Source organism: Streptomyces sp. NPDC093018, from assembly GCF_040684035.1.
Classification (GTDB): domain Bacteria; phylum Actinomycetota; class Actinomycetes; order Streptomycetales; family Streptomycetaceae; genus Streptomyces; species Streptomyces murinus.
Map to the genome: position 1 here is coordinate 52,899 of NZ_JBFBFF010000018.1, position 24,118 is coordinate 77,016.

Annotated in this window: 19 protein-coding genes, 2 pseudogenes and 3 riboswitches; of the genes and pseudogenes, 15 read left to right on the forward strand and 6 right to left on the reverse strand. The window is 73.4% G+C overall.

Annotated elements, in window-relative coordinates; all coding sequences use genetic code 11:
- Nucleotides 1–34: 34 nt before the first annotated feature.
- The 6 genes and pseudogenes from AB0N90_RS30835 to AB0N90_RS30860 all read left to right on the forward strand — a co-directional run bounded on the left by AB0N90_RS30835 (nucleotide 35) and on the right by AB0N90_RS30860 (nucleotide 6,656).
- Nucleotides 35–1,939, forward strand: a complete 1,905-nt coding sequence (locus AB0N90_RS30835) for an ABC transporter ATP-binding protein (RefSeq protein WP_365202169.1) — start codon at nucleotides 35–37, stop codon at nucleotides 1,937–1,939.
- Nucleotides 1,940–2,046: 107 nt separating this feature from the next.
- Nucleotides 2,047–2,355 (forward strand): annotated as a pseudogene (locus tag AB0N90_RS30840) (2Fe-2S iron-sulfur cluster-binding protein); the annotation flags it as partial.
- Nucleotides 2,350–2,694 (forward strand): annotated as a pseudogene (locus tag AB0N90_RS30845) (xanthine dehydrogenase family protein molybdopterin-binding subunit); the annotation flags it as partial. The pseudogenes AB0N90_RS30840 and AB0N90_RS30845, both read left to right, overlap by 6 nt.
- A gap of 161 nt (nucleotides 2,695–2,855) precedes the next feature.
- Entirely contained in the window at nucleotides 2,856–5,258 is a 2,403-nt protein-coding gene (locus AB0N90_RS30850; protein WP_365202171.1) for a glycosyl hydrolase family 65 protein, read from the forward strand.
- Nucleotides 5,259–5,344: 86 nt separating this feature from the next.
- Nucleotides 5,345–5,779 carry a cold shock domain-containing protein gene (locus tag AB0N90_RS30855; protein WP_365202173.1) on the forward strand — a complete coding sequence of 145 codons (435 nt, stop codon included), beginning with the start codon at nucleotides 5,345–5,347 and terminating at the stop codon, nucleotides 5,777–5,779.
- Between the two features lie 127 nt (nucleotides 5,780–5,906).
- Nucleotides 5,907–6,656 (forward strand): alpha/beta fold hydrolase, encoded by a 750-nt coding sequence (locus AB0N90_RS30860; RefSeq protein ID WP_365202174.1) that lies wholly within the window; start codon nucleotides 5,907–5,909, stop codon nucleotides 6,654–6,656.
- A gap of 36 nt (nucleotides 6,657–6,692) precedes the next feature.
- On the opposite strand, the gene AB0N90_RS30865 is transcribed toward AB0N90_RS30860, so the two are convergent.
- Genes AB0N90_RS30865 through AB0N90_RS30880 form a run of 4 tightly spaced genes read right to left on the reverse strand, consistent with a single transcriptional unit; the run spans nucleotide 6,693 to nucleotide 10,156 of the window.
- Nucleotides 6,693–7,346 (reverse strand): M15 family metallopeptidase, encoded by a 654-nt coding sequence (locus tag AB0N90_RS30865; RefSeq protein ID WP_365202176.1) that lies wholly within the window; start codon nucleotides 7,344–7,346, stop codon nucleotides 6,693–6,695.
- A 48-nt stretch (nucleotides 7,347–7,394) separates the two neighbouring features.
- Nucleotides 7,395–8,576, reverse strand: coding sequence for a cytochrome P450 (locus AB0N90_RS30870; protein WP_346075811.1), 1,182 nt, complete (start codon nucleotides 8,574–8,576; stop codon nucleotides 7,395–7,397).
- Nucleotides 8,577–8,601: 25 nt separating this feature from the next.
- Entirely contained in the window at nucleotides 8,602–9,957 is a 1,356-nt protein-coding gene (locus AB0N90_RS30875) for an FAD-dependent oxidoreductase (RefSeq protein ID WP_365202178.1), read from the reverse strand.
- Nucleotides 9,947–10,156, reverse strand: a complete 210-nt coding sequence (locus AB0N90_RS30880; protein ID WP_046420515.1) for a ferredoxin — start codon at nucleotides 10,154–10,156, stop codon at nucleotides 9,947–9,949. The genes AB0N90_RS30875 and AB0N90_RS30880 overlap by 11 nt, the downstream gene beginning before the upstream one ends.
- A gap of 227 nt (nucleotides 10,157–10,383) precedes the next feature.
- Here AB0N90_RS30880 and AB0N90_RS30885 point away from each other — a divergent pair, with 227 nt between their 5' ends.
- The 4 genes from AB0N90_RS30885 to AB0N90_RS30900 all read left to right on the forward strand — a co-directional run bounded on the left by AB0N90_RS30885 (nucleotide 10,384) and on the right by AB0N90_RS30900 (nucleotide 13,173).
- Nucleotides 10,384–11,106 (forward strand): GntR family transcriptional regulator, encoded by a 723-nt coding sequence (locus AB0N90_RS30885; RefSeq protein ID WP_365202180.1) that lies wholly within the window; start codon nucleotides 10,384–10,386, stop codon nucleotides 11,104–11,106.
- Nucleotides 11,103–11,936 carry a sterol desaturase family protein gene (locus AB0N90_RS30890; RefSeq protein WP_232989008.1) on the forward strand — a complete coding sequence of 278 codons (834 nt, stop codon included), beginning with the start codon at nucleotides 11,103–11,105 and terminating at the stop codon, nucleotides 11,934–11,936. The genes AB0N90_RS30885 and AB0N90_RS30890 overlap by 4 nt, the downstream gene beginning before the upstream one ends.
- Before the next feature lie 42 nt (nucleotides 11,937–11,978).
- The gene (locus AB0N90_RS30895) at nucleotides 11,979–12,332 is read left to right on the forward strand and encodes a hypothetical protein (RefSeq protein WP_136103305.1); all 354 of its coding nucleotides are present in this window, start codon (nucleotides 11,979–11,981) and stop codon (nucleotides 12,330–12,332) included.
- 50 nt (nucleotides 12,333–12,382) lie between these two features.
- Nucleotides 12,383–12,523: riboswitch (cobalamin riboswitch) on the forward strand.
- Nucleotides 12,524–12,684: 161 nt separating this feature from the next.
- A complete protein-coding gene (locus AB0N90_RS30900) occupies nucleotides 12,685–13,173 on the forward strand; it encodes a DUF4430 domain-containing protein (protein ID WP_365202182.1) in 489 nt (162 codons plus the stop codon).
- A gap of 13 nt (nucleotides 13,174–13,186) precedes the next feature.
- Here AB0N90_RS30900 and AB0N90_RS30905 read toward each other — a convergent pair whose 3' ends face one another.
- Together AB0N90_RS30905 and AB0N90_RS30910 are read right to left on the reverse strand one after the other, a co-directional pair.
- A complete protein-coding gene (locus AB0N90_RS30905) occupies nucleotides 13,187–14,107 on the reverse strand; it encodes a cobalamin-binding protein (protein ID WP_365202184.1) in 921 nt (306 codons plus the stop codon).
- Nucleotides 14,108–14,799: 692 nt separating this feature from the next.
- A complete protein-coding gene (locus tag AB0N90_RS30910; RefSeq protein ID WP_365202186.1) occupies nucleotides 14,800–16,212 on the reverse strand; it encodes a hypothetical protein in 1,413 nt (470 codons plus the stop codon).
- A gap of 104 nt (nucleotides 16,213–16,316) precedes the next feature.
- A riboswitch (cobalamin riboswitch) is annotated at nucleotides 16,317–16,446 on the reverse strand.
- Between the two features lie 63 nt (nucleotides 16,447–16,509).
- A riboswitch (cobalamin riboswitch) is annotated at nucleotides 16,510–16,640 on the forward strand.
- 208 nt (nucleotides 16,641–16,848) lie between these two features.
- Between AB0N90_RS30910 and AB0N90_RS30915 the strand changes: the two genes are divergently transcribed.
- From AB0N90_RS30915 to AB0N90_RS30935, 5 genes are read left to right on the forward strand one after another with little or no spacing between them, the layout of a single operon-like run.
- Nucleotides 16,849–19,530: a prenyltransferase/squalene oxidase repeat-containing protein gene (locus AB0N90_RS30915; protein WP_365202324.1), complete on the forward strand. Its 2,682-nt coding sequence runs from the start codon at nucleotides 16,849–16,851 to the stop codon at nucleotides 19,528–19,530.
- On the forward strand, nucleotides 19,527–20,435 hold the full coding sequence (locus AB0N90_RS30920) for a hypothetical protein (protein WP_365202188.1): 909 nt from the start codon (nucleotides 19,527–19,529) through the stop codon (nucleotides 20,433–20,435). Before AB0N90_RS30915 ends, AB0N90_RS30920 begins: the two co-directional genes overlap by 4 nt.
- A complete protein-coding gene (locus AB0N90_RS30925) occupies nucleotides 20,432–21,592 on the forward strand; it encodes a CbiQ family ECF transporter T component (RefSeq protein ID WP_365202190.1) in 1,161 nt (386 codons plus the stop codon). The genes AB0N90_RS30920 and AB0N90_RS30925 overlap by 4 nt, the downstream gene beginning before the upstream one ends.
- A complete protein-coding gene (locus tag AB0N90_RS30930; RefSeq protein ID WP_365202192.1) occupies nucleotides 21,589–23,229 on the forward strand; it encodes an ATP-binding cassette domain-containing protein in 1,641 nt (546 codons plus the stop codon). Before AB0N90_RS30925 ends, AB0N90_RS30930 begins: the two co-directional genes overlap by 4 nt.
- Nucleotides 23,226–24,071: an ECF transporter S component gene (locus AB0N90_RS30935; protein WP_365202194.1), complete on the forward strand. Its 846-nt coding sequence runs from the start codon at nucleotides 23,226–23,228 to the stop codon at nucleotides 24,069–24,071. The genes AB0N90_RS30930 and AB0N90_RS30935 overlap by 4 nt, the downstream gene beginning before the upstream one ends.
- Nucleotides 24,072–24,118 lie beyond the last annotated feature (47 nt).

A 24,118-nucleotide genomic window follows, 5' to 3' on the forward strand; every position in this document is an offset into this window, starting at 1 on the left:
ACCTCAACGATGCTTGAGGTTCTACGTTCTCCTCATGAGCATGGAGACCACCGCATGGACGCAGCTGCACAGCGTGATGAACGCGCAGGCCGACCGCCGTCCCCTCGCCCGCGCCACACTGCGCCGCATCGCCGCCTTCGCCCGCCCGCACCGCGCCGGCATCGTCCGCTTCGTCCTGCTCGGGGTCCTGACCGCACTGCTCGCCGTGGCGACCCCGGTGCTCGCCGGACACGTCGTGGACGCCATCGTGTCGGGGCACGACTCCGGGACCGTGGTCCGCCTGTCCCTGCTGATCGCGCTGGTCGCGCTCGCGGAGGCCGGGCTCGGCATCCTCGGCCGGCGGCTGTCGTCCACGCTCGGCGAGGGACTGATCCTCGACCTCAGAACGGCCGTGTTCGACCATGTGCAGCGCATGCCCGTCGCCTTCTTCACCCGGACCCGCACGGGAGCGCTGGTCAGCCGTCTCAACAACGATGTGATCGGCGCCCAGCGGGCCTTCGCCAACACCCTCTCCGGCGTGGTGACCAACCTGGTCACCCTGCTGCTCACGCTCGCCGTGATGCTCACCCTGTCCTGGCAGATCACCCTGCTCGCGCTCGTCCTGCTGCCCGTCTTCGTGCTGCCCGCGCGCCGCATGGGCAGCCGGATGGCCCGGATGCAGCGGGAGGCGGCGGCGCTGAACGCGGCCATGGGCACCCGGATGACCGAGCGGTTCTCCGCGCCCGGCGCCACCCTGGTCAAGCTGTTCGGCCGCCCCGACGAGGAGTCGGCGGAGTTCGCCGCCCGCGCCTCCCGGGTCCGGGACATCGGGGTGCGCACCGCCACCGCCCAGTCGGTGTTCATCACCTCCCTCACCCTGGTCTCCGCCCTCGCGCTCGCCCTCGTCTACGGCCTCGGCGGCTGGTTCGCGCTGCGCGGCACCCTGGAGGCCGGGGCCGTCGTCTCGCTGGCCCTGCTGCTGACCCGCCTCTACGCCCCGCTCACCTCGCTCGCCGGGGCCCGGGTGGAGGTGATGAGCGCCCTCGTCAGCTTCGAGCGGGTCTTCGAGGTGCTGGATCTGAAGCCGCTGATCGAGGAGAAGCCGGACGCGACCGAGGTGCCCGAGGGCCCGGTGGCCGTCGAGTTCGGCGCCGTCCGCTTCGCCTACCCGGCCGCCGACCAGGTCTCCCTCGCCTCCCTGGAGGAGGTCGCCGCCCTCGACACCCGCGGCGGCACCGAGGTCCTGCACGGCATCTCCTTCCGCGCCGAACCCGGCCAGACCATCGCCCTCGTCGGCTCCTCCGGCGCCGGGAAGTCCACCATCGCGCAGCTGCTGCCGCGGCTCTACGACGTCGACGGGGGCGCCGTGCGGGTCGGCGGGGTGGATGTGCGCGAGGTGACGGCGGCCTCGCTGCGGGCCACGCTCGGCATGGTCACCCAGGACGGCCATCTGTTCCACGACACCGTCCGCGCCAACCTGCTGCTCGCCCGCCCCGGCGCCGCCGACGAGGAACTGTGGGACGCCCTCGGCCGGGCCCGCCTCGCCGAGGTCGTACGGTCCCTGCCCGACGGCCTCGACACGGTCGTCGGCGAGCGCGGCTACCGGCTGTCCGGCGGTGAGCGCCAGCGGATGACCATCGCCCGGCTGCTGCTGGCCCGCCAGCGCGTCGTCATCCTCGACGAGGCCACCGCCCATCTGGACAACACCTCCGAGGCCGCCGTCCAGGAAGCGCTCACCGAGGCACTGGAGGGGCGCACCGCCGTGGTCATCGCCCACCGCCTGTCCACCGTCCGCTCCGCCGACCAGATCCTGGTGATCGAGTCCGGCCGGATCGCGGAGCGGGGCACGCACGAGGAACTGCTGGCGGCGGACGGGCGGTACGCCGAGCTGTACCGGACGCAGTTCGCGCAGGGGGCCGGGGAGACGGTGGCCGCGGAGACGGAGGTGGGGGCGGTCTGAGAACCCGCCCGCCCCTCCCCGTGCGCGTGCGCCCCGTACGTGTGAGCCCGGTGAACCTGGATACGCGGAGCGCACGGCACCACGGTCCGTCCGGAAGGCCCACGCCCATGACCAGCGAGAACGCGCCCGCTCCGGGATCGGAGATCACCCTGAGGGTGAACGGCAAGCCGCACACCCTGTACGTCGACCACCGCCGCGTCCTGCTGGACCTGCTCCGCGAGGATCTGGGGCTCACCGGCGCCAAGAAGGGCTGCGACCACGGCCAGTGCGGGGCCTGCACCGTGCTGGCCGGCGGGCGGCGGCTCAACAGCTGTCTGCTGCCGGCGGTGACCCTCGACGGCGCCGAGGTCACCACCGTGCAGGGCCTGGGCGGCGACGGCGAGGAACCGCATCCGCTGCAGCGGGCCTTCCTCGACGTGCCGAGCCCCTCCTGGATGCGGGCCCCCGGCGAATCGCCCGGCAGATACGCCCCGGAGTCCGTCAGGGACGAACTCGCCGAGGCGCTCGCCGTGGACCCCGTCCAGCCGCGCATCCGCAACGAGCCCGAGCCCGAGCCGGGCACCGGCATGCCGTTCAGGAGCAGGCACCTGGTGCGGTGCCCGCGCGAGGGCCTCTGGCTGCTCGGTACCGGTGTCGCCGCCGCCACCTACCCGGCCTCCGCCACCGCGCGCGCCCTGCCCGACGGCACCTTCGAGGTGCGGATCGACGCGACCGACATCGGCACCGGGGCCCGTACCGTCCTCGCCCGGATCGCCACCCGACTCGCCGTACGGGAAGGCCCGTTGCCGCCCGACGGCCTCGAAGTCCGCGCCGCCGCCATCGGCAACGCCGTCCACCACGCCACCGGCGTCCGCTGCCGCGAACTGACCCTCACCCCCGACCGGATCCTCGCCGGTCTGCCCGCCGCGGGATGACGATGGCCGGGCCGACCTGGGAGTACGACGGATACCGGGCCGAACGGGAGCGGCTGCGGGAGTCCCTGTGCACCCTGGGCAACGGCTATGTCGCGACCCGGGGCGCGCTGCCCGAGTGCGCCGCCGACGAGATCCACTACCCGGGCACCTACGCGGCCGGCCTCTACAACCGGCTCACCTCCGAGATCGCGGGCCGCCGGGTCGAGAACGAGGACATGGTCAACCTGCCCAACTGGCTGCCCCTGCGCTTCCGTCCGGCGGCCGACGGAGCCGACTGGCTGACCCCGGACACCACCGGCGTCACCGAACACCACCTCACCCTGCACCTGGACGCGGGCCTGCTGGAGCGCCGTACCCGCTACTCCCTCGGACCTGACGGGTCCCTGCTGGTACGGCAGTCGCGCCTGGTCCACCTCGGCGACCCCCATCTGGCCGCGCTGCGCACGGAGTTCACCGCCGAGGGCGCGGCCCTCGACCTGGATGTCGAGGCCGCGCTCGACGGCGACGTCACCAACGCGGGCGTCGCCCGCTACCGCGATCTGGACGGCCGCCATCTCACCGACGTACGCACCGCAGCGGCCGGCCCCGCCACCGTGTGGCTGGACTGCCGCACCCGCACCTCCGACATCCGCATCGCCCTCGCGAGCCGGCTCACCGTCACGCGAGGCCCGGGGGCGCAGGACACCCCACCCCCCGTCACCGCCACCGCCGAACCCCGCCGCGCCGTACAGACGGTGCGCCTCACCCTGCTCCCCGGCCGTACCGTCACCGTCGACAAGACCGTCGCCCTGCACACCTCCCACGACCCCGCCATCGGCGACCCGCTGCGCGCGGCCCTGGACCGGCTGGCCGATGCCCCCGGCTTCCCGGAGCTGCGGGAATCGCACCGCGCCGCCTGGGCGCGGCTGTGGCGGCGCACCGTCCTCGACGTGCCCGGCGAGGCCGGGCGGATCCTGCGGCTGCACCTCTTCCACGTACTCCAGACCCTCTCCCCGCACACCGCCGACCTGGACGCCGGTGTGCCCGCGCGCGGACTGCACGGCGAGGCGTACCGCGGCCATGTCTTCTGGGACGAACTCTTCGTGCTGCCCTACCTCGACCTCCATCTGCCCGAGGTCTCCCGGGGGTTGCTCCGCTACCGGCACCGCCGTCTGGACGCCGCCCGGCACGCCGCGGCCCGGCTCGGCAGACGCGGCGCGTGCTACCCCTGGCAGAGCGGCAGCGACGGCCACGAGGAGACCCAGGAACTCCATCTCAACCCGCGCTCCGGCCGCTGGCTGCCCGACAACTCCCGCCTCCAGCACCATGTCGGCTCGGCGGTCGCCTACAACGTGTGGCAGTACTGTGAGGCCACCGGCGACAGCGCCTTCCGCGCGGGCGAGGGCGCCGAGATGCTCCTGGAGATCGCCCGCTTCTGGGCCGACTCGGCGGTGTACGACGAGGGGCTCGGGCGGCACCGCATCCGGGGCGTCGTCGGCCCCGACGAGTACCACGACGCCTATCCCGGCGCCGACCGGCCGGGCCTGGACGACAACACGTACACCAACGCCACCGCCGCCTGGGTGCTGGCCCGCGCCCTGGACCTGCTGCGCACCCTGCCCGAACCGCGCCGCCGCGAACTCATCGAACGCCTCGGCCTCGAACCCGGCGAGACCGACCGCTGGACGGAGGTCGCGCACACCCTCCATGTGCCCCGGCACAACGGTGTGATCAGCCAGTTCGCGGGCTACGGCGACCTCGCCGAACTGGACTGGGGCGCCTACCGCGAACGCTACGGCGACATCCGGCGCCTGGACCGGATCCTGGAGGCCGAGGGCGACACCGTCAACCGCTACCAGGCCTCCAAGCAGGCCGACGTACTGATGCTTGCCTACCTCTTCGCCCCCCGTGAACTGCACGCCCTGTTCCGGCAGTTGGGACACGACATCGACGAGGACACCTGGGCCGCCACGGTCGACTACTACCTGGGCCGCACCAGCCACGGCTCCACCCTCAGCGGACTCGTGCACGGCTGGATCCTGACCCGCGCCCGCCGCGCCGACGCCTGGCGGTACGTCCAGGAGACGCTGCGCGGCGACATCGCCGACATCCAGGGCGGCACCACCGGCGAGGGCATCCACCTCGGCGCGATGGCCGGCACCCTCGATCTGGTGCCGCGCGGACTGACCGGCCTGGAGACCCGCGACGGCGCCCTGTGGCTGGACCCCGTCCCGCTCCCCAAGGTCTCCACCTACGGCTTCTCGATCCGCTACCTCGGCCACTGGGGGATCGGCGTCCGGCTGGCCCGCAAGCAACTGGAGATCGCCGTTCCCGACTCCGCGGGCGCCCCCGTCGACGTACGCCTCGCGGACCGGGTGGTGACGGTGCGGCCGGGGCGTACGGTGCGGCTGGTGCTGCCGGAGTGAGCACCCCGGGGGTCGAAACCGGGGCCGAAGCTGTGTAAGTTCACCTGCGTTGACGTTGTGCTGGTGTGGCTGGAGGTGTGCGGGCTGTGCTGATGACCGGCAAGGTGCTGCGTTTCGACGAGGTCCGCGGATACGGGTTCATCGCCCCGTCCGAACCGGGCGAGGACGTCTTCATGCACGCGAACGACCTGCTGGACGAGAAGTACCTGTACCACGAGGGCAGCGAGGTCGAATTCCACCTGGAGATGGGGGAGAAGGGCCCGAAGGCCTCCCAGATCCGGCTGGTCTACCAGCCCTCCTCGCACCGCCTGCCCAACCGCCCGGTCTTCTCCGACGGCTCCGCCACCGCCGAACGCCCCGCCGCCGCACCGTCCGACGAGGGCACCAGCACGGGCCGCTTCCGCACCGAGCTGACCGAGGTCCTGGTCACCTCGGTCGACTCCCTCACGGCCGCGCAGATCCGCCAGGTCAGGGAGCGGGTCGTCGAACTGGCCCGGGAAAAGGGCTGGTTGACCGCCTGACCGCCTGACCGCCCGACCGCCTGATTGCCCAACCACCTGACCGCCTGACCGGCTCCGGCCGAGCCGCCCTCGGCCGGACCGGCGAGGGATCCTGCCGCACCCCTCCTCCCGGCCCCTGGAGCACATCGTGACGACAGCCTGCCCGACCGGCGACCCGTGGGTGCGCCGCTTCCACCCGGCACCCGAGGCGCCCGCCCGGCTGGTGTGCTTCCCGCACGCCGGGGGTTCGGCGACCTTCTACTTCCCGCTCTCCGCGGCCCTGCGCGGCGTGGCCGACGTGGTCGCGGTGCAGTACCCGGGGCGGCAGGACCGGCACGCGGAGAAGGGCATCGAGACCATCGCGGAGCTGGCGGACCGCGCCCATGAGGCGCTCCAGCCGTACGCGGACCGCCCGTTGACGTTCTTCGGGCACAGCATGGGGTCCATCGTCGCCTTCGAGGTGGCCCGCCGCTTCGAACGCGACGGCGAGGGCCCCGTCCACCTCTTCGCCTCCGCGCGGCGCGCCCCGTCCGCCCACGCGGGCGAGAACGTGCACCAGAAGGACGACGACGGCATCATCGCGGAGATGCGCCGGCTCAGCGGCACGGACGCCCGGCTGCTGGACGACGAGGACATCGTGCGGATGATCCTCCCGGCCCTGCGCAGCGATTACACCGCCGTCGAGACCTACCGGGCCACGCCCGCCACCGTCATCACCACCCCCATCACCGCCCTCACCGGCGACACGGACCCCCGTGTCACTCCCGAGGAGGCCCACGCCTGGCGCGGTCACACCACCGGGACCTTCGACCTCCGGATCTTCCCCGGCGGTCACTTCTATCTCTCCGAGCAGATCCCCGAGCTGGCCGAACTCCTGCGGACCCGGCTGACGGCGTAGGGCCCCTCGCGCGACCAGCCGGTCCCGGCCGTCCCGCTACCCGAGTTCCTTCGGGCCGTAGAACGCCGCCGGGGCCCCGGTCGCCAGGGCCCAGTACCGGTCGCCGTAGGACCAATGCCACCATTCCGTGGGGTAGTTCACCAGGCCGGCGGTGGTCAGGGCCGAGCCCAGGACGTCCCGGTGGGCGCGGGCCGTGTCGCTGATGTTGCCGGCTCCCGTGTAGCAGGCGCCCGCGCTGTCCTCGGGGTTGGCGTTCATCGCCGTTCCCATGTCCAGCTCCTGGCCGTCGGCGTCGATCAGGGTGAGATCGACGGCCGCCCCGGCGCTGTGCGGCGCGATCTCGGGCGGCGAGACGTACCGGCTCGCCGCCGAACGCACCAGCTCGGCCGACCAGTCGGGGTGCGCGGTGCTCAACTCCGCGCCGTACTCCTCGAAATAGCGCCGCTGGAGGGACGGCGGCCGGTACCCCTCGACGAACAGCAGCCGCAGCCCCTCGGGCAGCGACTCCTGCGCCTTGAGCAGCCGTTCGAACACACCCTCCCGCAGCCGGGCGAACGCTCCGTCCCCATCCACCTTGCGCGCGTCGACCGGCAGCCGGCCGTCACGGCGCACATCCACCAGCCGCTCACCGCACTCCCGCACGGGCACGGCGGCGACCTTCGGATCGGACATCAAGATGATCTCTGCCATGGGCCGATCGTCTCAGCCCCGCGCCGCCGGGGGGAGCAGTCCGGCCAGTCAGAGCCGCAGTGTGAGATGGCGCGGCCCCCGCAGCATCGCGTTCTGCCGGTACGGCGGCGGGTCCTCGACCAGCTCCGCCGTGCCCAGCCGGGGGAGCAGCGCGGTGAGCGCGGACTGCGCCTCCAGCCGGGCGAGCGGGGCGCCGTAGCAGAGGTGGATGCCGGAGCCGAAGCCGAGGTGCTCGTTGTCGGCGCGGGTCGGGTCGAAGCGGTCGGGATCGGTGAAGCGGCGCGGGTCGCGATTGCCCGCGGCCAGGGCCAGGAACACGGAGGAGCCGCGCGGGAGCGTGGTGCCGGCGACGTCGAAGTCGGCGAGCGGGATGCGCTCGCGCATATGCACCGGGGGTTCGAAGCGCAGCAGTTCCTCCACCGCCCGCGGCATCAGCTCGGGTTCGCGGCGCAGCCGGTCCAGCTCCTCGGGATGGCGCAGCAGGGTCAGCACCCCGTTGGTGATGAGGTTGACCGTGGTCTCGTGCCCGGCGATCAGCAACAGCACCGCCGTCTGGGCCAGTTCCTCCTGGCTGAGCCGCAACTCGGGGTCGGGCTCGGAGACGAACGCGGACAGGAGGTCGTCGCGCGGGTCGCCCCGGCGCTGCTCGGCCAGGCCCACCAGGTATCCGCCCATCTCCTGGCGGGCCCGTTCGGCCTCGTCGCGCGGTGCCGAGCTCGCGTCCGGCCGTACGTCCGCGGACGCCACCAGCGTGTCCGACCAGGCCCGGAAGAGCGGTTCGTCCTCGTGCGGCACCCCGAGCAGCCGGCAGATCACCGTGACCGGCAGCGGATAGGCGAAGTCGTCCACGACATCGACCTGCCCGCCCGACTCGAACGGCGCCAGCAGCTCCTTGGTGATGTTCTCGATCTCGGTGCGCATCCCGTCCACCCGGTGCGGCGTGTGTGGCGGGCCGAACGGCCGCATGGCCAGGTTGCGCAGCCGGTGGTGCTCCGGATCGTCCAGGCGCAGGAACGGCGGCTTGGCGGTCTCCAGGCCGCGGGTGCGGGGATCCGCGCTCATCCGCGGATCGTGCAGCAGCGCGGCGACCTCGTGATAGCCGCCGATCAGCAGGCTGCCGTCGGCCTGCGGGACGACGGCCCCGGCCTCCCGCAGCTCCGCGTACAGGGGGTAGGGGTCGGGGCGGCTGGCGTAGTCGGTGATCCTGGCCAGCAGGGTGCCGGGGTCCATGTCGGCTCCTCGGAGTGGGGGTGGGCTATACCACCGTCAGCCGGCGGTCCGGCAGATAGCCGGTCAGTGCGACCGTCGGGCCGTGCGAGAGCACCGACGGGTCCGGTACGTCGGACGGGATCGGGATCTCGGCCGCGAGCGCCCGGTCGGCGGCGCCCGGCGGGGGCGGGAACGGCGCGCCGGTCTCGATCAGATGCTGGTAGTAGTCGAGCGACTTGGCCATGTCGACGGTGACCGCGGCGGTGACCCGGCCCCGGTAGCCGTAGACCATGGCGAGCCGGCGCGCCTCCAGGGAGCCCTGCGCGATGACCACGTGGTCGGAGTAGGTGGGCACCCCCACCGATTTGATGTTGAGCCCGAACTGGGTCGACCAGAATGTCGGCAGGGCCAGGTGCGGGCGCCGCAGCGGTCCCGGGCTGACCATGTTGTGGGCGGCCACCTCGGCCTGGGTGACCGCGTTGCCCCAGTGCTCCAGGGACAGCAGCTGGTAGCCGAAGAGCGGGTGCGGGAAGCGGGAGACGTCACCGGCCACGAAGACGTCGTCGGTGACGATGCCGTACATATTGAAGGCCCGGCATCCGGCGTCACAGGCCAGCCCGCGCGGGCCCGCCGCGAGCCCGGAGTCCGCGAGCCACTCCACATTGCGCACCGCGCCGAGCGCCACCACGCACACATCCGCGTCCACCTGGTTGCCGTCGGACAGCTCCACTCCGGTGAAGGTCTTCTCGCCGAGCAGCCTGGTCACCGTCACCCCGGTGCGCAGGTCCACGCCGTGGTTGCGCTGCATGGCGGCCGCGAGCTTGGAGAGGGTGCCGCCGAGCGCGCCGACCAGGGGCGCGGGGCCGCGCTCGGTGACCGTGACCTCCAGGCCGCGCTCCCGGCAGGCCGAGGCGATCTCGGAGCCGGTGAACCCGCCGCCGATCACCAGCACCCGCCGCGGCCCCGCGTCCAGCGCCGCCGCGAGCCCCGCCGCGTCCTCGCGGGTGCGCACGGTGAACACGCCGTCCAGCGCGGCCTCCGCCGGGTTCGGCCAGGGCCGGGCGCGGGTCCCGGTGGCGATCAGCACCCGGTCGTACGGCAGTGACTCCCCGTTGTCGAGCAGCACCCGCCTGCCCAGCGTGTCCAGGCCGGTGGCCCTTACACCGAGCACCCATTCCGCCTCGGGGTCGCGGCGCATCGGCAGCCCGGTGGAGTCGGCGGGCGCGACGCCCAGCAGTACCTGCTTGGACAGCGGCGGGCGGTCGTACGGCGGATGGGGTTCGTCCCCGACGACGGTCAGGGAGCCGGTGAAACCCTGCTCGCGCAGCGCCTCCGCGGCCCGCAGCCCGGCCAGCGAGGCGCCCACGACGACGATCCGGCCGCCTGTGAGGTCATCGGGCACCGCCGCTCACCTCTTCCCCGAGGAGGATGGCCTGCACCGGGCAGGCCGCGGCGGCCTGGCGCACCCGTTCGACCTGATCGTCGGGGACGGCCGGGGCGTACAGCAGCCCTTCCTCGCCGTGCAGCCGGAACACGTCCGGCGCGAGGAACACGCACTGTGCGTAGCCCTGGCAGCGCGTGAGGTCGACAACGGTCTGCATCGCAACCACTTCCTCCTCCGCCGTACCGCCCCCTCACGTCCAGCATGGGGCGAGACCGGGGCGCGCGCACGGCCACCCGGGCGGCGGCCGGGAGCGGCGCGCCAACGCCTCGCGGGAAAACGCCGCTTGACGGATCCGGACGAACGCCGACATGTCCACGGGTCCGCGCGGAAAAAAACTGGTCCAACCAGTTGACCACTGTACGAAGCGCGTCCACCCTGATCGCCATGACTGAGGGACACATACGGCGCGAGGCGGTCTCCGACCAGCTCTTCGCCCTGTTGCGGGACAGGATTCTCGGCGGGGTGCTGCCGGCGGGCAGCGCGCTCACCGCCGAGCGGGAACTGGCGGCCGAGTTCGGGGTGAACCGGCACGCCGTACGGGAGGCCGTCAAACGCCTTCAGCAGGCCCGGCTGGTCGAGGTCAGCCATGGCGGCCGCACCCAGGTGCTGGACTGGCGGCGCACCGCCGGTCTGGAACTCGCCGTGGGCATCGCCGCCGCCGACAGCGGGCCCACCGTGCAGGACATCGCCCGCGACGCCCTGGAGATGCGGGCCTGTATCGGCGCGGACGCCGCCCGGCTGTGCGCGCTGCGCTGCTCCGCGCGGGCCGCCGCCGAGATCGCCGCGGCCGTCGAGGCGCACGCGCAGGCCGGGCCCGATCTGACGGAGCTGGACGAGACCTACATCGCCTGGTGGCGGCTGATCGTGGAGGGCTCCGGGAACATCGCCTATCTGCTGGCCTTCAACAGCCTGGTCGACGGACTGATCCCGGTCGCCGACGTGCCCGCCGACCTCGGCGCGGGCGAGATCCTCGACGTCGAGGCCCATCGGCGGCTCGCCGGGCACATCACGGCCCGCGAGGCCGGTGCGGCCGAGCTGCTGGCCCGTGAGCTGCTGACCCGCAGCGTGCCCGCCGCGCCCCGCGCCCGCAAGGGGGCACGGCGATGATCCCCACCGTGATCTACGCGATCCCGGCGTTCGTGCTGCTGGTCGTGGTGGAGGCGCTGTCGTACCGCTTCCTGCCGGACGACGACGAGCGCGGGTACGAGCTGCGCGACACCGTCACCAGCATGTCCATGGGCGCGGGCAGCCAGGTCATCGCGGTGCCGTGGAAGGTCGCGACCATCGTGGTCTACGCCGCCGCGTACACCGCCGTCCCCTGGCATCTGTCGCCGTCCTCCGGCTGGACCTGGCTGCTGCTGTTCTTCGGCGACGACCTGGCCTACTACGCCTATCACCGGGCCCATCACCGGGTACGGGTGCTGTGGGCGAGCCATGTGGTCCACCACTCCAGCCTGCGCTACAACCTCTCCACCGCGCTGCGCCAGACCTGGACGCCGATGACCGGCCTGCCGTTCTGGCTGCCGCTGGCGCTGCTCGGGGTGCCGCCGTGGATGATCCTGGTCGAGCAGGCGGTCAGCCTCGTCTACCAGTTCTTCCTGCACACCGAGCGGGTGGACAAGCTGTGGCGCCCGGTGGAGTGGTTCTTCAACACGCCCTCGCACCACCGGGTCCACCACGGCTCCAACCAGGTCTACCTGGACCGCAATTACGGCGGCATCCTCATCATCTGGGACCGGCTCTTCCGCACCTTCGAACCGGAGGGGGAGCGGGTGGTGTACGGGCTGACGAAGAACATCGACAGCTACAACCTGGTGCGGGTGGCCTTCCACGAGTACGCGGCGGCCTGGCGCGACGTCCGGGCGGCGGTACGGTGGCGGGACCGGGCCGGGTATGTGTTCGGGCCGCCGGGATGGTCACCCCGCGTCGGCCGATGAGATGATGATGATCAAGTCGAGCCGGAAGTTCGGGGGGTAGCAGTGGCCGGATCGGTCCCGTGCCGTGTCGTCGTGTGCCGTGACTGCTGCTGCGGCAGCCCGAAGGTGACCGGCGTCGACCACGCGGCGCAGACCGCCCGGCTGGAGGCGGCGGTACCCCTGCGGATCTCCGACTGCCTCGACGTGTGCGACCAGGCCAACGTCATCGTCGTACAGCCCTCCGCCACCGGCCGCGCCGCCGGTGGCCGGCCGGTCTGGCTGGGGCTCGTCAACGACCCGGAGGCGACCGAGGACATCATCACCTGGGTACGGTCCGGCGGGCCGGGCGTGGCACCACTGCCGGAGATCCTCGGGCTGTACGCCTTCACACCACCGGGACGCCCGGCCAACCCCTGAGCCCCAAGGGCCGCGGAATCAGCCGGAGTTCTAGTCCGTCTTCACCAATTACCCCTAGAATGAACACCGTTCGCACAACAACCGCATAAGTGCGTGACTGGGGGAAGCCGGTGGGAATCCGGCGCTGACCTGCAACCGTGTGCGGCCGTGGGCCGCGAGTCGGGCTGCCCGGCACGTGCTGGAACCGCTTCCCACTGTCATGGTCCGCAGCGCGAAGCCGAGAGCCATGCCCGGAGCACCGGGTCCGGCCCGTCCACCGGTCCGCGCGAGCGGCGGTGCCCGGAGCCGCCCGGGTGCGCCTCGCTCGCCCGGCGACGAGGCCGCGGGCCGCCCGCCCAGGAAGGCTCAGCTCTTGCACGGCACCTTCGCACGCCGCACCCTGATCACCGCGACCGCCCTCGGCATGGCCCTCGTCGCCGCGCCGGCGACCGCCCACGCCCAGAGCGCACCGGGCACGAACGCCCCGGTCAGAGTGACGCTCACCGTCCAGGGACCGGACGGGACCCTCTTCAAGGGGAAGATCAGAACCCGCGGTCACGACGTCACCACCGCGACCGGCGGCACGCACACCTGCGACGGCACCAACGGCGGCGCCAACCCCTCCGCCGTGCCGACGCCCACCGCGGCCCTCGACGACGCCGCCCACCGGCGGCACTTCAGCTGGGACGGCGCCTGGTACGCGTCGTTCGACGACTACTCCGTCGACATCATCAAGAACGTCAGCGGCGGCGCCTCCGCCTACTGGAACATCTCCGTCAACGGCACGCCCACCCCGGTGGGCGGCTGCCAGTTCAAGCTGAACGCCGGAGACACCGTGGCGTTCACCTGGACGGCGTTCTGATCCGGCCCGCTCCTCACCGGCCGGGGAACGGACGCGCCTCGGCCGGTGCGACCGGCTCCCCGGCCCGCACCCCGTGCAGGACATGGGCCAGCACCTCCGCCCCGCGCACCACCCGTGGCCCCGGCCGGTTGTAGTACGACGGCCCGTCCAGCACCCAGACCCGACCGGACCGTACGGCGGGCAGCTCCGGCCAGCCCGGCAGCTTCGTGAGCAACTCGGCCTCACGCAGGGTGCGTTCGGGCGGGAAGCCGCACGGCAGGACGAGCAGCACGTCCGGCCGCGCGGCGCGCACCGCCGACCACTCCACCGGTTCCGTGTGCTCGCCGGGCGAGGCGAGGAGCGGTTCGCCCCCGGCGGCGGTGATCTGCTCCGGCACCCAGTGTCCGGCCGGCCACAGCGGGTCGAGCCATTCGATCGCCGCCACCCGGGGCCGGCCGAGACCGGCGACCGCGCCCCTTAACCGGTCGAGCCGGTCCCGCAGTTCGGCCCGGCGGCGCAGCGCGCGCTCACGCACGCCCAGCAGTTCGCCGACGGTGACCAGGCAGTCCAGTACGTCGTCCAGCGTGCGCGGTTCCAGGCTGAGCACCCGGGTGTCCGCGTCGAGCAGCCGTACGGCCCGGCTGACCCGCTCGTACGACACCGCGCACACGGCGCACAGGTCCTGGGTGAGCACCACATCGGGCCGCAGCGCCGCCAGCGCCTCGGTGTCGAGCGTGTACAGGGACGACCCCGAGTGCGCCGACCCGCCGACGGCATCGGAGATCTCCCGGCTGGTCAGCACGTCCTGGTCCAGCTCCGCCCCGGTCACCACCGGCACCGCCGCCACCTCCCGGGGCGGCCAGTCACATTCGTGCGTACGCCCGACCAGGCTCGCGGAGAGACCGAGCGCGGCGACGATATCGGTCGCGGCAGGAAGAAGGGAGACGATCCGCATGCGCTGAGCCTATGCCGGGCGTGCTTGCGGTGGCGCCGAAAGGAGGGCGGCGGTCCGGGCGGCTCGGGGCGGGGGCCGACCAGGGGGTACGTCCAGCGCCGACGGGGGCCGCCTGGGGCGGGGCCGAGCGGGGAACGGCGGGCCGGACACCTGGAGCGGGGCCCGCCGCGCGCTGTACCTCCGGTGCCGGGTGAGCACGCCTACATCGCACCTCGTACGCCGAGCGGGCATCGCCGTGCCGTCGCAGGGCATGGCGAGCTGGACGAGCTGCTTCACGCCGATCCTCGTCCGCCGTGTGCCGCGTGCATTGGGTCTCGGGGTGAGTGGTAGGAGGCGCGTGCCGTACCGATGCGCCGGTCGGGCGACCACGCCGCTCCGCACTCTGCTGCGCCGAGTGGCCGCTGCCCTTGCCGTGCGGCGGGCGCCGCGTCCCGAATCTCCTTCAGGACGGCGCGGCGGGGGCGAGTGCCGGATAGCCGGTGGCCCGCGCTGACTCCGCGCGCCGTGCCCCGGGCGCCCGGTGTCGGATCCGGTGTGCGATGCGCCGGATGATCTGGCGCCTCCGGCATCGGCCGCTGAGTGCTCCCCGGGGTGAGCGCGCCATGCCGAACGCCTCGCGGCGAGCGCCCCCTTCGAGCGCCCGCCTCGCAGAGCACCACTCCTAGGCACCGCCTCTCAGGCACTGCCCCCCGTCACACCCCCCACCGCACCGCGATCGTGTCACCGACCCCGATCGTCATGTCGCGGGTGGCGGTGGTGAAGGCCGAGCCGTCGATGCTGGTCTTCCAGGTGCTGGAGCCGCTGTTCGCCTTGCCGTTGAGGGTGGTGACGGTGCCGGAGCCGGAGGCCGGGGTGAGGTCCGTGACGCAGCCGGACGGAGTGGCCGCGCTCTGGGCGGCGTCGAGGACGGCGCCCAACGTGGTCGTCGTGCCGGTCGGCGTGAGTGCCACGGAGCACACCTTCAGGTTGCCCGCCCCGTCGTCCACGCTGAGCGCCAGCTTCGTCGCCGTACCGGAGGTGAACGAGCTCTGGCCCACCCACTGCGGGGCGCCCGGCGTCGTGGGCGCGGGCGGTGCCGCGGTGAAGCCGCCGCCGGCCACCGCGCGCAGGGCGTCGATCGAGGAGTACGCCGTCGGCGAGGTGTCACCCGGCTGGTACCGGAAGCCGCCGCCGGGGTTGAACTGCTGCGCGATCAGGAAGTCCACCGGGGTCTTCCCGGCCGAGGTGAGGAAGTCACCGGTCTGCGGATTGATGCCGCACGCGTTGAGACCGGACACCGCCCAGCCGTTGGAGTCGGAGTTCACACCGAACATGGCGTTGAAGGCACCGCTGTTCGCCACCAGCTTGCTCTTCAGGAACGCCTTGGCCCGGACGATGCCGCTGTCGGTGTTCGGCACCCCGGACGTGCACAGCGCGGCCATCGCGGCACCGGTCATGTCGATGTCGCTGGTGGCGGCGAGCTGGCTCGCATCCCCCTCGGCCTTGCCGTAGTTCCAGCCGCCGTCGTTGTGCTGGTTGGCCCGGATCCGGGCGACGACGGAGTCACGCAGTGCCGCCGGTATCCGCGCCTGCCCGGACTGCGTCTTCGCGCCGTTCAGGGCGAGCGCGGCGAACACGGTGCCGTTGAAGTTGGCCGACGGGCCGAAGTAGCCGTTCTCCGAGGTCTGCCAGTAGCCGTAGATGTCGGCGATCAGATCCCGCGAGGCGGACACCCGGGCCGGATCGATGCCCGCCGCGTAGGCGTTCAGCACCGCACGCTCGTAGTCCGTGACGACGGGGGACGCGGACAGCCAGGCGGCGGTCGAGAGCAGATTCCGGTAGACGGTTCTCGCGTTCTTGCTCGTGTCACCCCCGGGTGTCACATCCACCGCGGCGGTCCCGGCCGAGGCGAGCGCGCTGAACGCCCACTCGTTGGACAGCCCCGACCCGGCGTACGAACCGTCCGCGGCCTGAAGGGACTTGAGGTAGCCGACGCCGTTCGTTTTCGACGTGGTGATCTGCGCCGGGGAGGACGTGGCCGCGGCGGGCAGGGTGGCGAGGGTGAACGCGCCGAGCGCGGCGGCTGCCACGAGCGCGGGTCGGCGGAGGGACAGCGGACGGATCATGGCCTGCTCCTTGGATGGAGGACGCCGACCCGGCCCGGTGCCACGGCCCGTCGAACCGGCGGAGCAGCGAGCGCTGGCCGCCGTCCGGAACGCGTGGACCGGCTTCCAAAAGTGCTGCGCCGCCTGGGCATTCGGGCTCGGAACGGCCCCGCCGTCCCATACCGCTGCGCGTCAGCCCCGGACTCCCACCGGGTTCCCCCATTCGGCAGACCGAGACGGTACCCGACGGCCAACCCGCCCGCCAGCGCCCGCCCTTCACCCGACGGCCACACCTCCCACCGCTCTTGACGCATTCGGTGAAGCGTGCTCAAATCCGGCTGATACGCAATGAGTTCCAGGGGAAGCCGGTCGAATTCCGGCGCTGACCCGCAACCGTAGGCCCGGCACCGTCCCGGGCGAGCCGGACTGCCTGGAGCGTGACATCTGCAACAGACGCCGTCGTGGACTGCGGCGTGGTGCGACCGGCTTCCGGGCTCCTACCGTGCTCCCGGGGCCCCTCTGCCACGCCCGTGCCCGCGCCGGCCGACCGAGGGGGCCGTGGTGGGGACCGGGCAGCGAAGAGACGAGCGGGCGAGGGCGGTCCCGCCCCGCGTGGCGGCCCTGGCGGCGGCCCTGTGCACCCTGCTCGCGGCCTGCATGGCCTTCCTCACGATCACGATCACACCCGCGACGGCGGACGGCACCGGCGGCTGCACCGCGACCAAGGGCGCACTGGTCGCCGTGGACTTCGGGCCCTTCGGCGGCCCGGTGGAAGAGGGCTGCGACCTCACCCCCACCACCGGCTACGACCTGCTGCACGACGCCGGGTTCAGCACCGCCGGCACCCAGCACGACGGCCCCGCCTTCATCTGCCGCATCGGGTACGGCTCCTTCGACTCCGGTACGCAGTACCCGACATCGGACAAGGAGTCCTGCGTCCTGACCCCGCCCGCCACGGCGTACTGGTCGTACTGGATCGCCTCCCCGGGCCAGAGCGACTGGACCTACAGCCCGTACGGCGCCATGGACCGCAAGCTGAAGGACGGCGACGTCGACGCCTGGGTCTACGGCGGCACCGATGTCCAGGGCTCCACCGGCAAGCCCACCTTCACCCCCGACGACGTACGCGGCGGCGACCCCTCCGGGCCCGGCCCCGGCGAGCCCACCGGCGCCCCGGGCAAGATCGACACGAAGGCCGCCGCCACCTGGCTCACCGGTCAACTCACCGACGGTGAGCGGATCGTGGACGACGGCGCCACCACCCCGGACTACTCGCTGACCGCCGACACCGCGTTCGCGCTGGCCGCCGCGAACGGCAAGAGCGCCACGCTCGACAAGGTCACCGACTATCTCGCCGCCCACACCGCGGACTTCGCCTACCCGAACGGCACCGACCAGGCCCCCGACGCCACCGCCGTCGCCCGGCTCGCCCTCCTCGCCGAGAGCACCGGCCGCGACCCGCGCGCCTTCGGCGGCCACGATCTGCTCGCCGCCCTCACCGGCCAGGTGTGCGCGGCGGGCCCGGAGTCCGGCGAGGCCACCCCCGGCTGCACCGCCAAGGGCGACTTCCGCGCCTCCTCCTACGCCGAGGGCCAGGCCCTCGCGGTCCTCGCGCTGCTGCGGGCCGGGGTGACACCCCCGGCCGCGACGGTCGACCGCCTCACCCAACTCCAGTGCAAGGACGGCAGCTTCACCAGCATCCTCATCCGCTCCGGCGAGTACTGCGACCCGGACCCCGCCACCACCGGACTGATCGCCCTGGTACTGCACCGGGCGGGCGGCCACGAGGACGCGGTGACCGCCGCCCGCACCTACCTCGGCGGCGCCCAGCGCGCGGACGGCGCCTTCCCCGGCTACACCGGCTCGACCACCGGATCCGTCAACGCCACCGCGTACGCCGCCCAGGCACTGGCCGCCCTCGGCGACACCACCCGTGCGGCCGCGGCCGTCGGCTGGCTGTCCCGGCAGCAGCTCGACGGCGGCGGCTTCGGCTTCGAGGAAGGCGCCACCGACCCGGCCGTCTACGCGACCTCGCCCGCCGTCCTCGCCGGAACCGGCACCAGCCTCGTCACCCTCACCACCAAGACCACCGAGCCCACCCCGCCGCCGACCTCCCCGAGCGGCACCCCGACCACCCCCGCCCCCGCCCCGGGCACCGGCCCCGATCTGAAGAAGGGCGTCGCCTACCTCACCAAGGCGGCCAACCTCAAGCAGGGCCAGTACTACGGCGACGGCACCACATCCGGCCGCGCCGACTTCGGCCTCACCATCGACGGCGCCTACGCGCTCGCCGCCACCGGCCTGGACAACGCCAGGCTGCGCGGCATCGTGGACTTCCTCGACCACCGGGGCAAGGACGGCGCGGGCCGCACGGTGGACGACTGGACGAACGTCGGCACCTCGTACGCGGCGGCCGGGTCCATCGGCAAGACCGCCCTGCTCGCCGAGGCCGTCGGACGCGACCCCCGGCACTTCACAGGACACGACCTCATCGCCGCCCTCGACCAGGCCGTCTGCGCCAAGGCCAGCACCGGCAGCGACCGCTCCTGCGCGGCCGCGGGCGCCTACACCTACGCGCCCTCCGTCTTCGCCCAGTCCCTCGCCGTCATGGCCCAGTTGCGCGCGGGCGACACCACAGCGGCCCAGCGGCCGATCGCCTACCTGGAGAGCCTCCAGGAGAGCAGCGGCGCCTGGCCCAGCCTGATCCCGTCCACGAAGGACTCCGACGTGGACTCCACCGCCATCGCCGCCATGGCCCTCGACCTCGCGGGCGGCGCCAAGGCGGACAAGGCCGTCGACAAGGCGCTGAGCTGGCTCGCCTCCCGGCAGCTGGCCGACGGCGGCTTCCCCGGCACCGCGGGCGACTCCGTCAACTCGGCGGCCCTCGCCGTACAGGGACTGTCGCTGGACGCGCCGAAGTACGCCGAGCAGCTCGCCAAGGCCCGTAAGTTCCTCGCCTCCCAGCAGAACGGCGACGGCGGGTTCGCGGTGGCCAAGGGCGGTGACCGCCGCTCCGATCTGCGCGCCTCCACCCAGGCCGTCGGCGGCGCCACCGGCATCTCCTTCGGCACCCTTGAGCGCAGCCTGACCGGCACCTCCCCCCAGCCCACCCCGAGCCCCAGCGGCAGCGCCCCGGACATCGTCACCACCGGAGACACCGCAGACACCGGCGGCACCGGAAGCACCGGCGGGGCCGACGCGAGCGGCGGTGGCGGCATCCTCGCCGCCACCGGCGTCCAGGCCGGTGCCCTCGCCGCGATCGCCGTGCTGCTGATGCTCGCCGGCTGGCGCACGGTGGTCGTCGCCCGCCGCCGCACCGGCACCGGGAGCGGACGATGAGGGCGGCGGCCCGCCCGATACGGGCCCTGGCCGCCCTCGGCCTCGGCGCCGCGGCCGTCGTCCAGGCCGCCACCCCGGCCGCCGCCGCCCCCCAGCCGATGGGCCGCTGCACCACCACCTCGGGCGCCGTGCTCGCCGTCGATCTCAGCCACTGGGGCGGCCCGATCCTGCGCTCCTGCGGCACCACCCCGACCACCGGGTACGAGCTGCTCAACCAGGGCGGCTGGAGCACCACCGGCACCGGGCACGACGGCCCCGCCTTCATCTGCCGCATCGGCTACAGCGGTTACCAGCACGGCCGGCAGTACCCGACCCCCGCCCAGGACGACTGCGTGCTCACCCCGCCCGCCTCCGCGTACTGGTCGTACTGGCACGCCGATCCCGGCGCCACCGACTGGACGTACAGCCAGCTCGGCGCGATGCTCTACAAGCCCAAGCCCGGCAGCGTCGACCTGTGGGAGTTCGGCGGCACGAACATCCAGGGCACCGAGGGCCGCCCGAAGGTCACCCCCGACCAGCTGCGCGCCCACAACACCGCGCCGCAGGGCGACGCGGGCAAGCCCGCCTCCACCAGCAGGGCCCCCGAGCTGCCGCCCGGCGTGAACACAGGACCGGCCCCGGAGAAGCAGCCCGCCCCCTCCGCCCCGCCGTCGGCGAAGCCGAAGCCCGAGCCGAAGCCCAGCAAGAGCGCGAGCCCGTCGCCGTCGCCGAGCACCACCACGAGCGCCCCGGCGACCCCGCCCCCGTCCCCGAGCAGCGGCACCCGGGTGGTCGACGCCGCCCCCGCCGCCGAGGCCCGGCACGACGCCGGCTCGATCGTCCCCGTGGTCACGGGCGCCGGTCTGGTCGTCCTGATCGGCGGCGCGGCGGCCTACGCGGCACACCGGCGCCGCCGCTCCGGGTGACCGCCGTGTCCCGTACGGCCGTCGAGGCACCCGCCGCCGCGGCGGCACCGGATCGCGGCGGCCGGCGGCTGCCCCGCACCCTGCACCCCATGGCCTGGTGGGTGTGGGCGCTCGCCCTGGCCACCGCGGTCAGCCGCACCGACAACCCGCTGCTGCTGCTCCTGGTGCTCGCCGTCCTCGGCTACGTCGTCACCGCCCGCCGCACCGAGGCGCCCTGGGCCCGCGGCTTCGTCTACTACCTCTACCTCGCCCTGTCGGTGGTCGCGATCCGCGTCGTCTTCCGGGCCGTGTTCGCCACCGGCATCACCCCGCACGACCACTTCCTCTTCTCCCTGCCGCACCTGCCCACCCCCGACTGGTACGCGGGCATCCGGATCGGCGGACCGGTCTCCCTGGAGGCCCTGCTGTCCTCCGCCACCGACGGGCTGCGCCTCGCCTGCATGCTGGCCTGCGTCGGCGCCGCCAACACCCTCGCCAACCCCAAGCGCGCCCTGCGCGTCCTGCCGGGCGCCCTGTACGAGCTGGGCGTGGCCGTCACCGTCGCGATCAGCGTGGCGCCCCAGCTGGTGCAGAGCGTCCAACGCGTCGCCCGCGCACGGCGGTTGCGGGCCGGCCGGGCCAAGGGCGTCAAGGCGCTGCGCGCCATCGCGGTCCCGGTCCTGGAGGACGCCCTGGAACGCTCCCTGCGGCTGGCCGCCGCCATGGACTGCCGCGGTTACGGCCGGGCGGGCAGCGCCACCCGCCGCTCCCGCCGGATCACCGGCGCGCTGATGCTGCTCGGCATGTGCGGTCTGTGCGCCGGGGCGTACGGACTCCTCGACGCCACCGCGCCCACCCTCCTCGGGCTGCCCGCGATGACCTGCGGGGCCGCCCTGTGCGTGGCGGGCCTGCGGCTCGGCGGCCGGCGTGTCACCCGCACCGCCTACCGGCCCGACCCCTGGGGCCTGCCGGAGTGGTGCGTCGCGGGCAGCGGAGTGCTCTCGGCCGTGCTGCTGTTCAGCGATCTCGGCTACGACCCCGCCCAGCTCAACCCCACCTACTACCCCCTCACTTGGCCCGGTCTGCCGCTGGTGCCGACCGCCGCCGTCCTGCTCGCCGGCACCGCCGGCTTCCTCGCCCCGCCGCCCGGCCCCGTCCCGAGAGCCACCGCACCGTGATCACCTTCGACCAGGTCACCGTCCACTACGACGACATGCCCGAGCCCGCCCTGCGGGACGTCGCCCTCACCGTGGACGAGGGCGAACTCTGCCTCGTCATCGGCCACACGGGCGTCGGCAAGTCGACCCTGCTCGGCGCCGTCAACGGGCTGGTCCCGCATTTCACCGGCGGCACCCTGTACGGCCGGGTCACCGTCGACGGCCGCGACACCGCCGACCATCCGCCCCGCGAACTCGCCGATGTCGTCGGTGTGGTGGGCCAGGACCCCATCGACGGCTTCGTGACCGACACCGTCGAGGAGGAACTCGCCTACGCCATGGAGCAGTTGGCGATCCCGCCCGCGACCATGCGCAAGCGGGTCGAGGAGACCCTCGATCTGCTCGGCCTCGCCGATCTGCGGCACCGCGCGCTGCACACCCTCTCCGGCGGCCAGCAGCAGCGCGTCGCCATCGGCTCCGTGCTCACCGCCCACCCGCGCGTCCTGGTCCTGGACGAACCCACCTCCGCGCTGGACCCGACGGCGGCCGAGGAGGTCCTCGCCGCCGTCACCCGGCTCGTCCACGACCTCGGTGTCACCGTCCTCATGGCCGAGCACCGCCTGGAGCGGGTCGTGCAGTACGCGGACCGCGTCATCCACCTGCCCGGCGACGGCCGCGCCCGCATCGGCCCGCCCGCCGAGATCCTGCGTACGGCCACCATCGCGCCGCCGATCGTGGAGCTGGGCCGGGCCGCTGGCTGGTCCCCGCTGCCGCTGTCCGTCCGCGACGCCCGCCGCGCCGCCGCCCCGCTGCGCGCCCGGCTGGCCGAGCGGACCCCGGCCCCCGTACGGCCGCCGGTCCCGAAGGGCGGCGGGAACCGGCTGCTGGCCGCGCGCGGGGTCACGGTCGCCTACCGGGACCTCGCCGCCGTACGGGCCGTGGACCTCGATCTGCACGCGGGCGAGGTCGTCGCGCTGATGGGCCGCAACGGCTCCGGCAAGTCCTCCCTGCTGTGGGCCCTCCAGGGTTCCGGACCCCGGCGGGCCGGAAGCGTCCGGGTGCACGGCGAACACGGCGCGAAGGACCCGCACGCGGAGTCCGCCGCCGAGGCCCGCCGACTCGTCGGACTGGTCCCGCAGACGCCCGCCGACCTGCTCTACCTGGAGAGCGTCGGACAGGAACTCGCGCAGGCCGACGCCGAGTCGGCGGCCGGGGTGACGGCGCGCGAACTGCTCGACCGGCTCGCGCCCGGCATCGAGGACACCACGCACCCCCGTGATCTGTCGGAGGGACAGAAGCTCGCGCTCGTCCTCGCCGTCCAACTGGCCGCCGCGCCCCGGGTCGTGCTGCTGGACGAGCCGACCCGGGGCCTGGACTACCGGGCCAAGGCGGCACTGACCGGCATCGTGGACGCGCTGGCGGCCGAGGGCCGTGCGGTCGTCATCTCCACCCATGACGTCGAGTTCGCGGCCCGCGCCGCCGACCGTGTCGTCGTCATGGCCGAGGGGGACATCGTCGCCGACGGCCCCACCGCCGAAGTCATCGTCTCCTCCCCGACGTTCGCCCCGCAGACGGCCAAGATCCTCGCGCCCCTGCCTTTCCTGACGGTAAGCCAGGTCGAGCGGGGGCTCGCGGACACGGGCGAGGCGCGGTCATGAGCGGACGCGCGGGGGCCGGGGGACCCGCCATCCGGCTGACCGGCCGGGCCGCAGTGGTCATGGCGCTCGCCGCCCTCCTCGGACTCGTCGCGTTCTTCTGGCCGTTCGTGGTCGCCCCCGGGAAGTTCGGCTCCTCCTACGCGCCCCCGCTGATCTTCGGCGTGCTGCTGGTGCTGGTGCTGTGCGTGGTGCTCTCGGAGATCGCCGAGGGCGGCATCGACTCCAAGGCGCTCGCCATGCTCGGGGTGCTCTCCGCCGTCGACGCCGCCCTGCGCCCCCTCGGGGCCGGTACGGCGGGCATCGAGACGGTCTTCTTCGTCCTGGTCCTGGCCGGCCGGGTGTACGGCCCCGGTTTCGGCTTCGTCCTCGGCTGCACCTCGCTGTTCGCCTCCGCGCTGATCACCGGGGGAGTGGGGCCCTGGATGCCGTACCAGATGTTCGGCTGCGCGTTCGTCGGCATGCTCGCCGGATTCCTGCCCCGGGCGAGCGGTCGCCGCGAGGTGCTGATGCTCGCGGTCTACGGCTCGCTGTCCGGCTACCTCTTCGGCTTCCTGCTCAACCTCTCCTTCTGGCCCTTCTCCCTGGACCCGAACAGCTCGATCGCCTATCTGCCGGGCCTGCCCTTCACCGAGCAGTGGCACCGCTACGTCGCCTTCGACCTCGCCACCTCGCTGGGCTGGGACACCGGCCGCGCCGTCACCAACTTCGTGTGCGTGCTGCTGGCCGGTCCCGCGGTGCTGACCACCTTCCGGCGCGCCGCCCGCCGCGCCCGCTTCCGGGCGCCGGTACGCTTCGCCGGACCCCGCGAGCGGCCGGCGGAGAGCGCGGACGGCGTGGCCTGAAGACGTACCGGATCTCGTGAGGACGCACCGGATCCACGGGGACACTG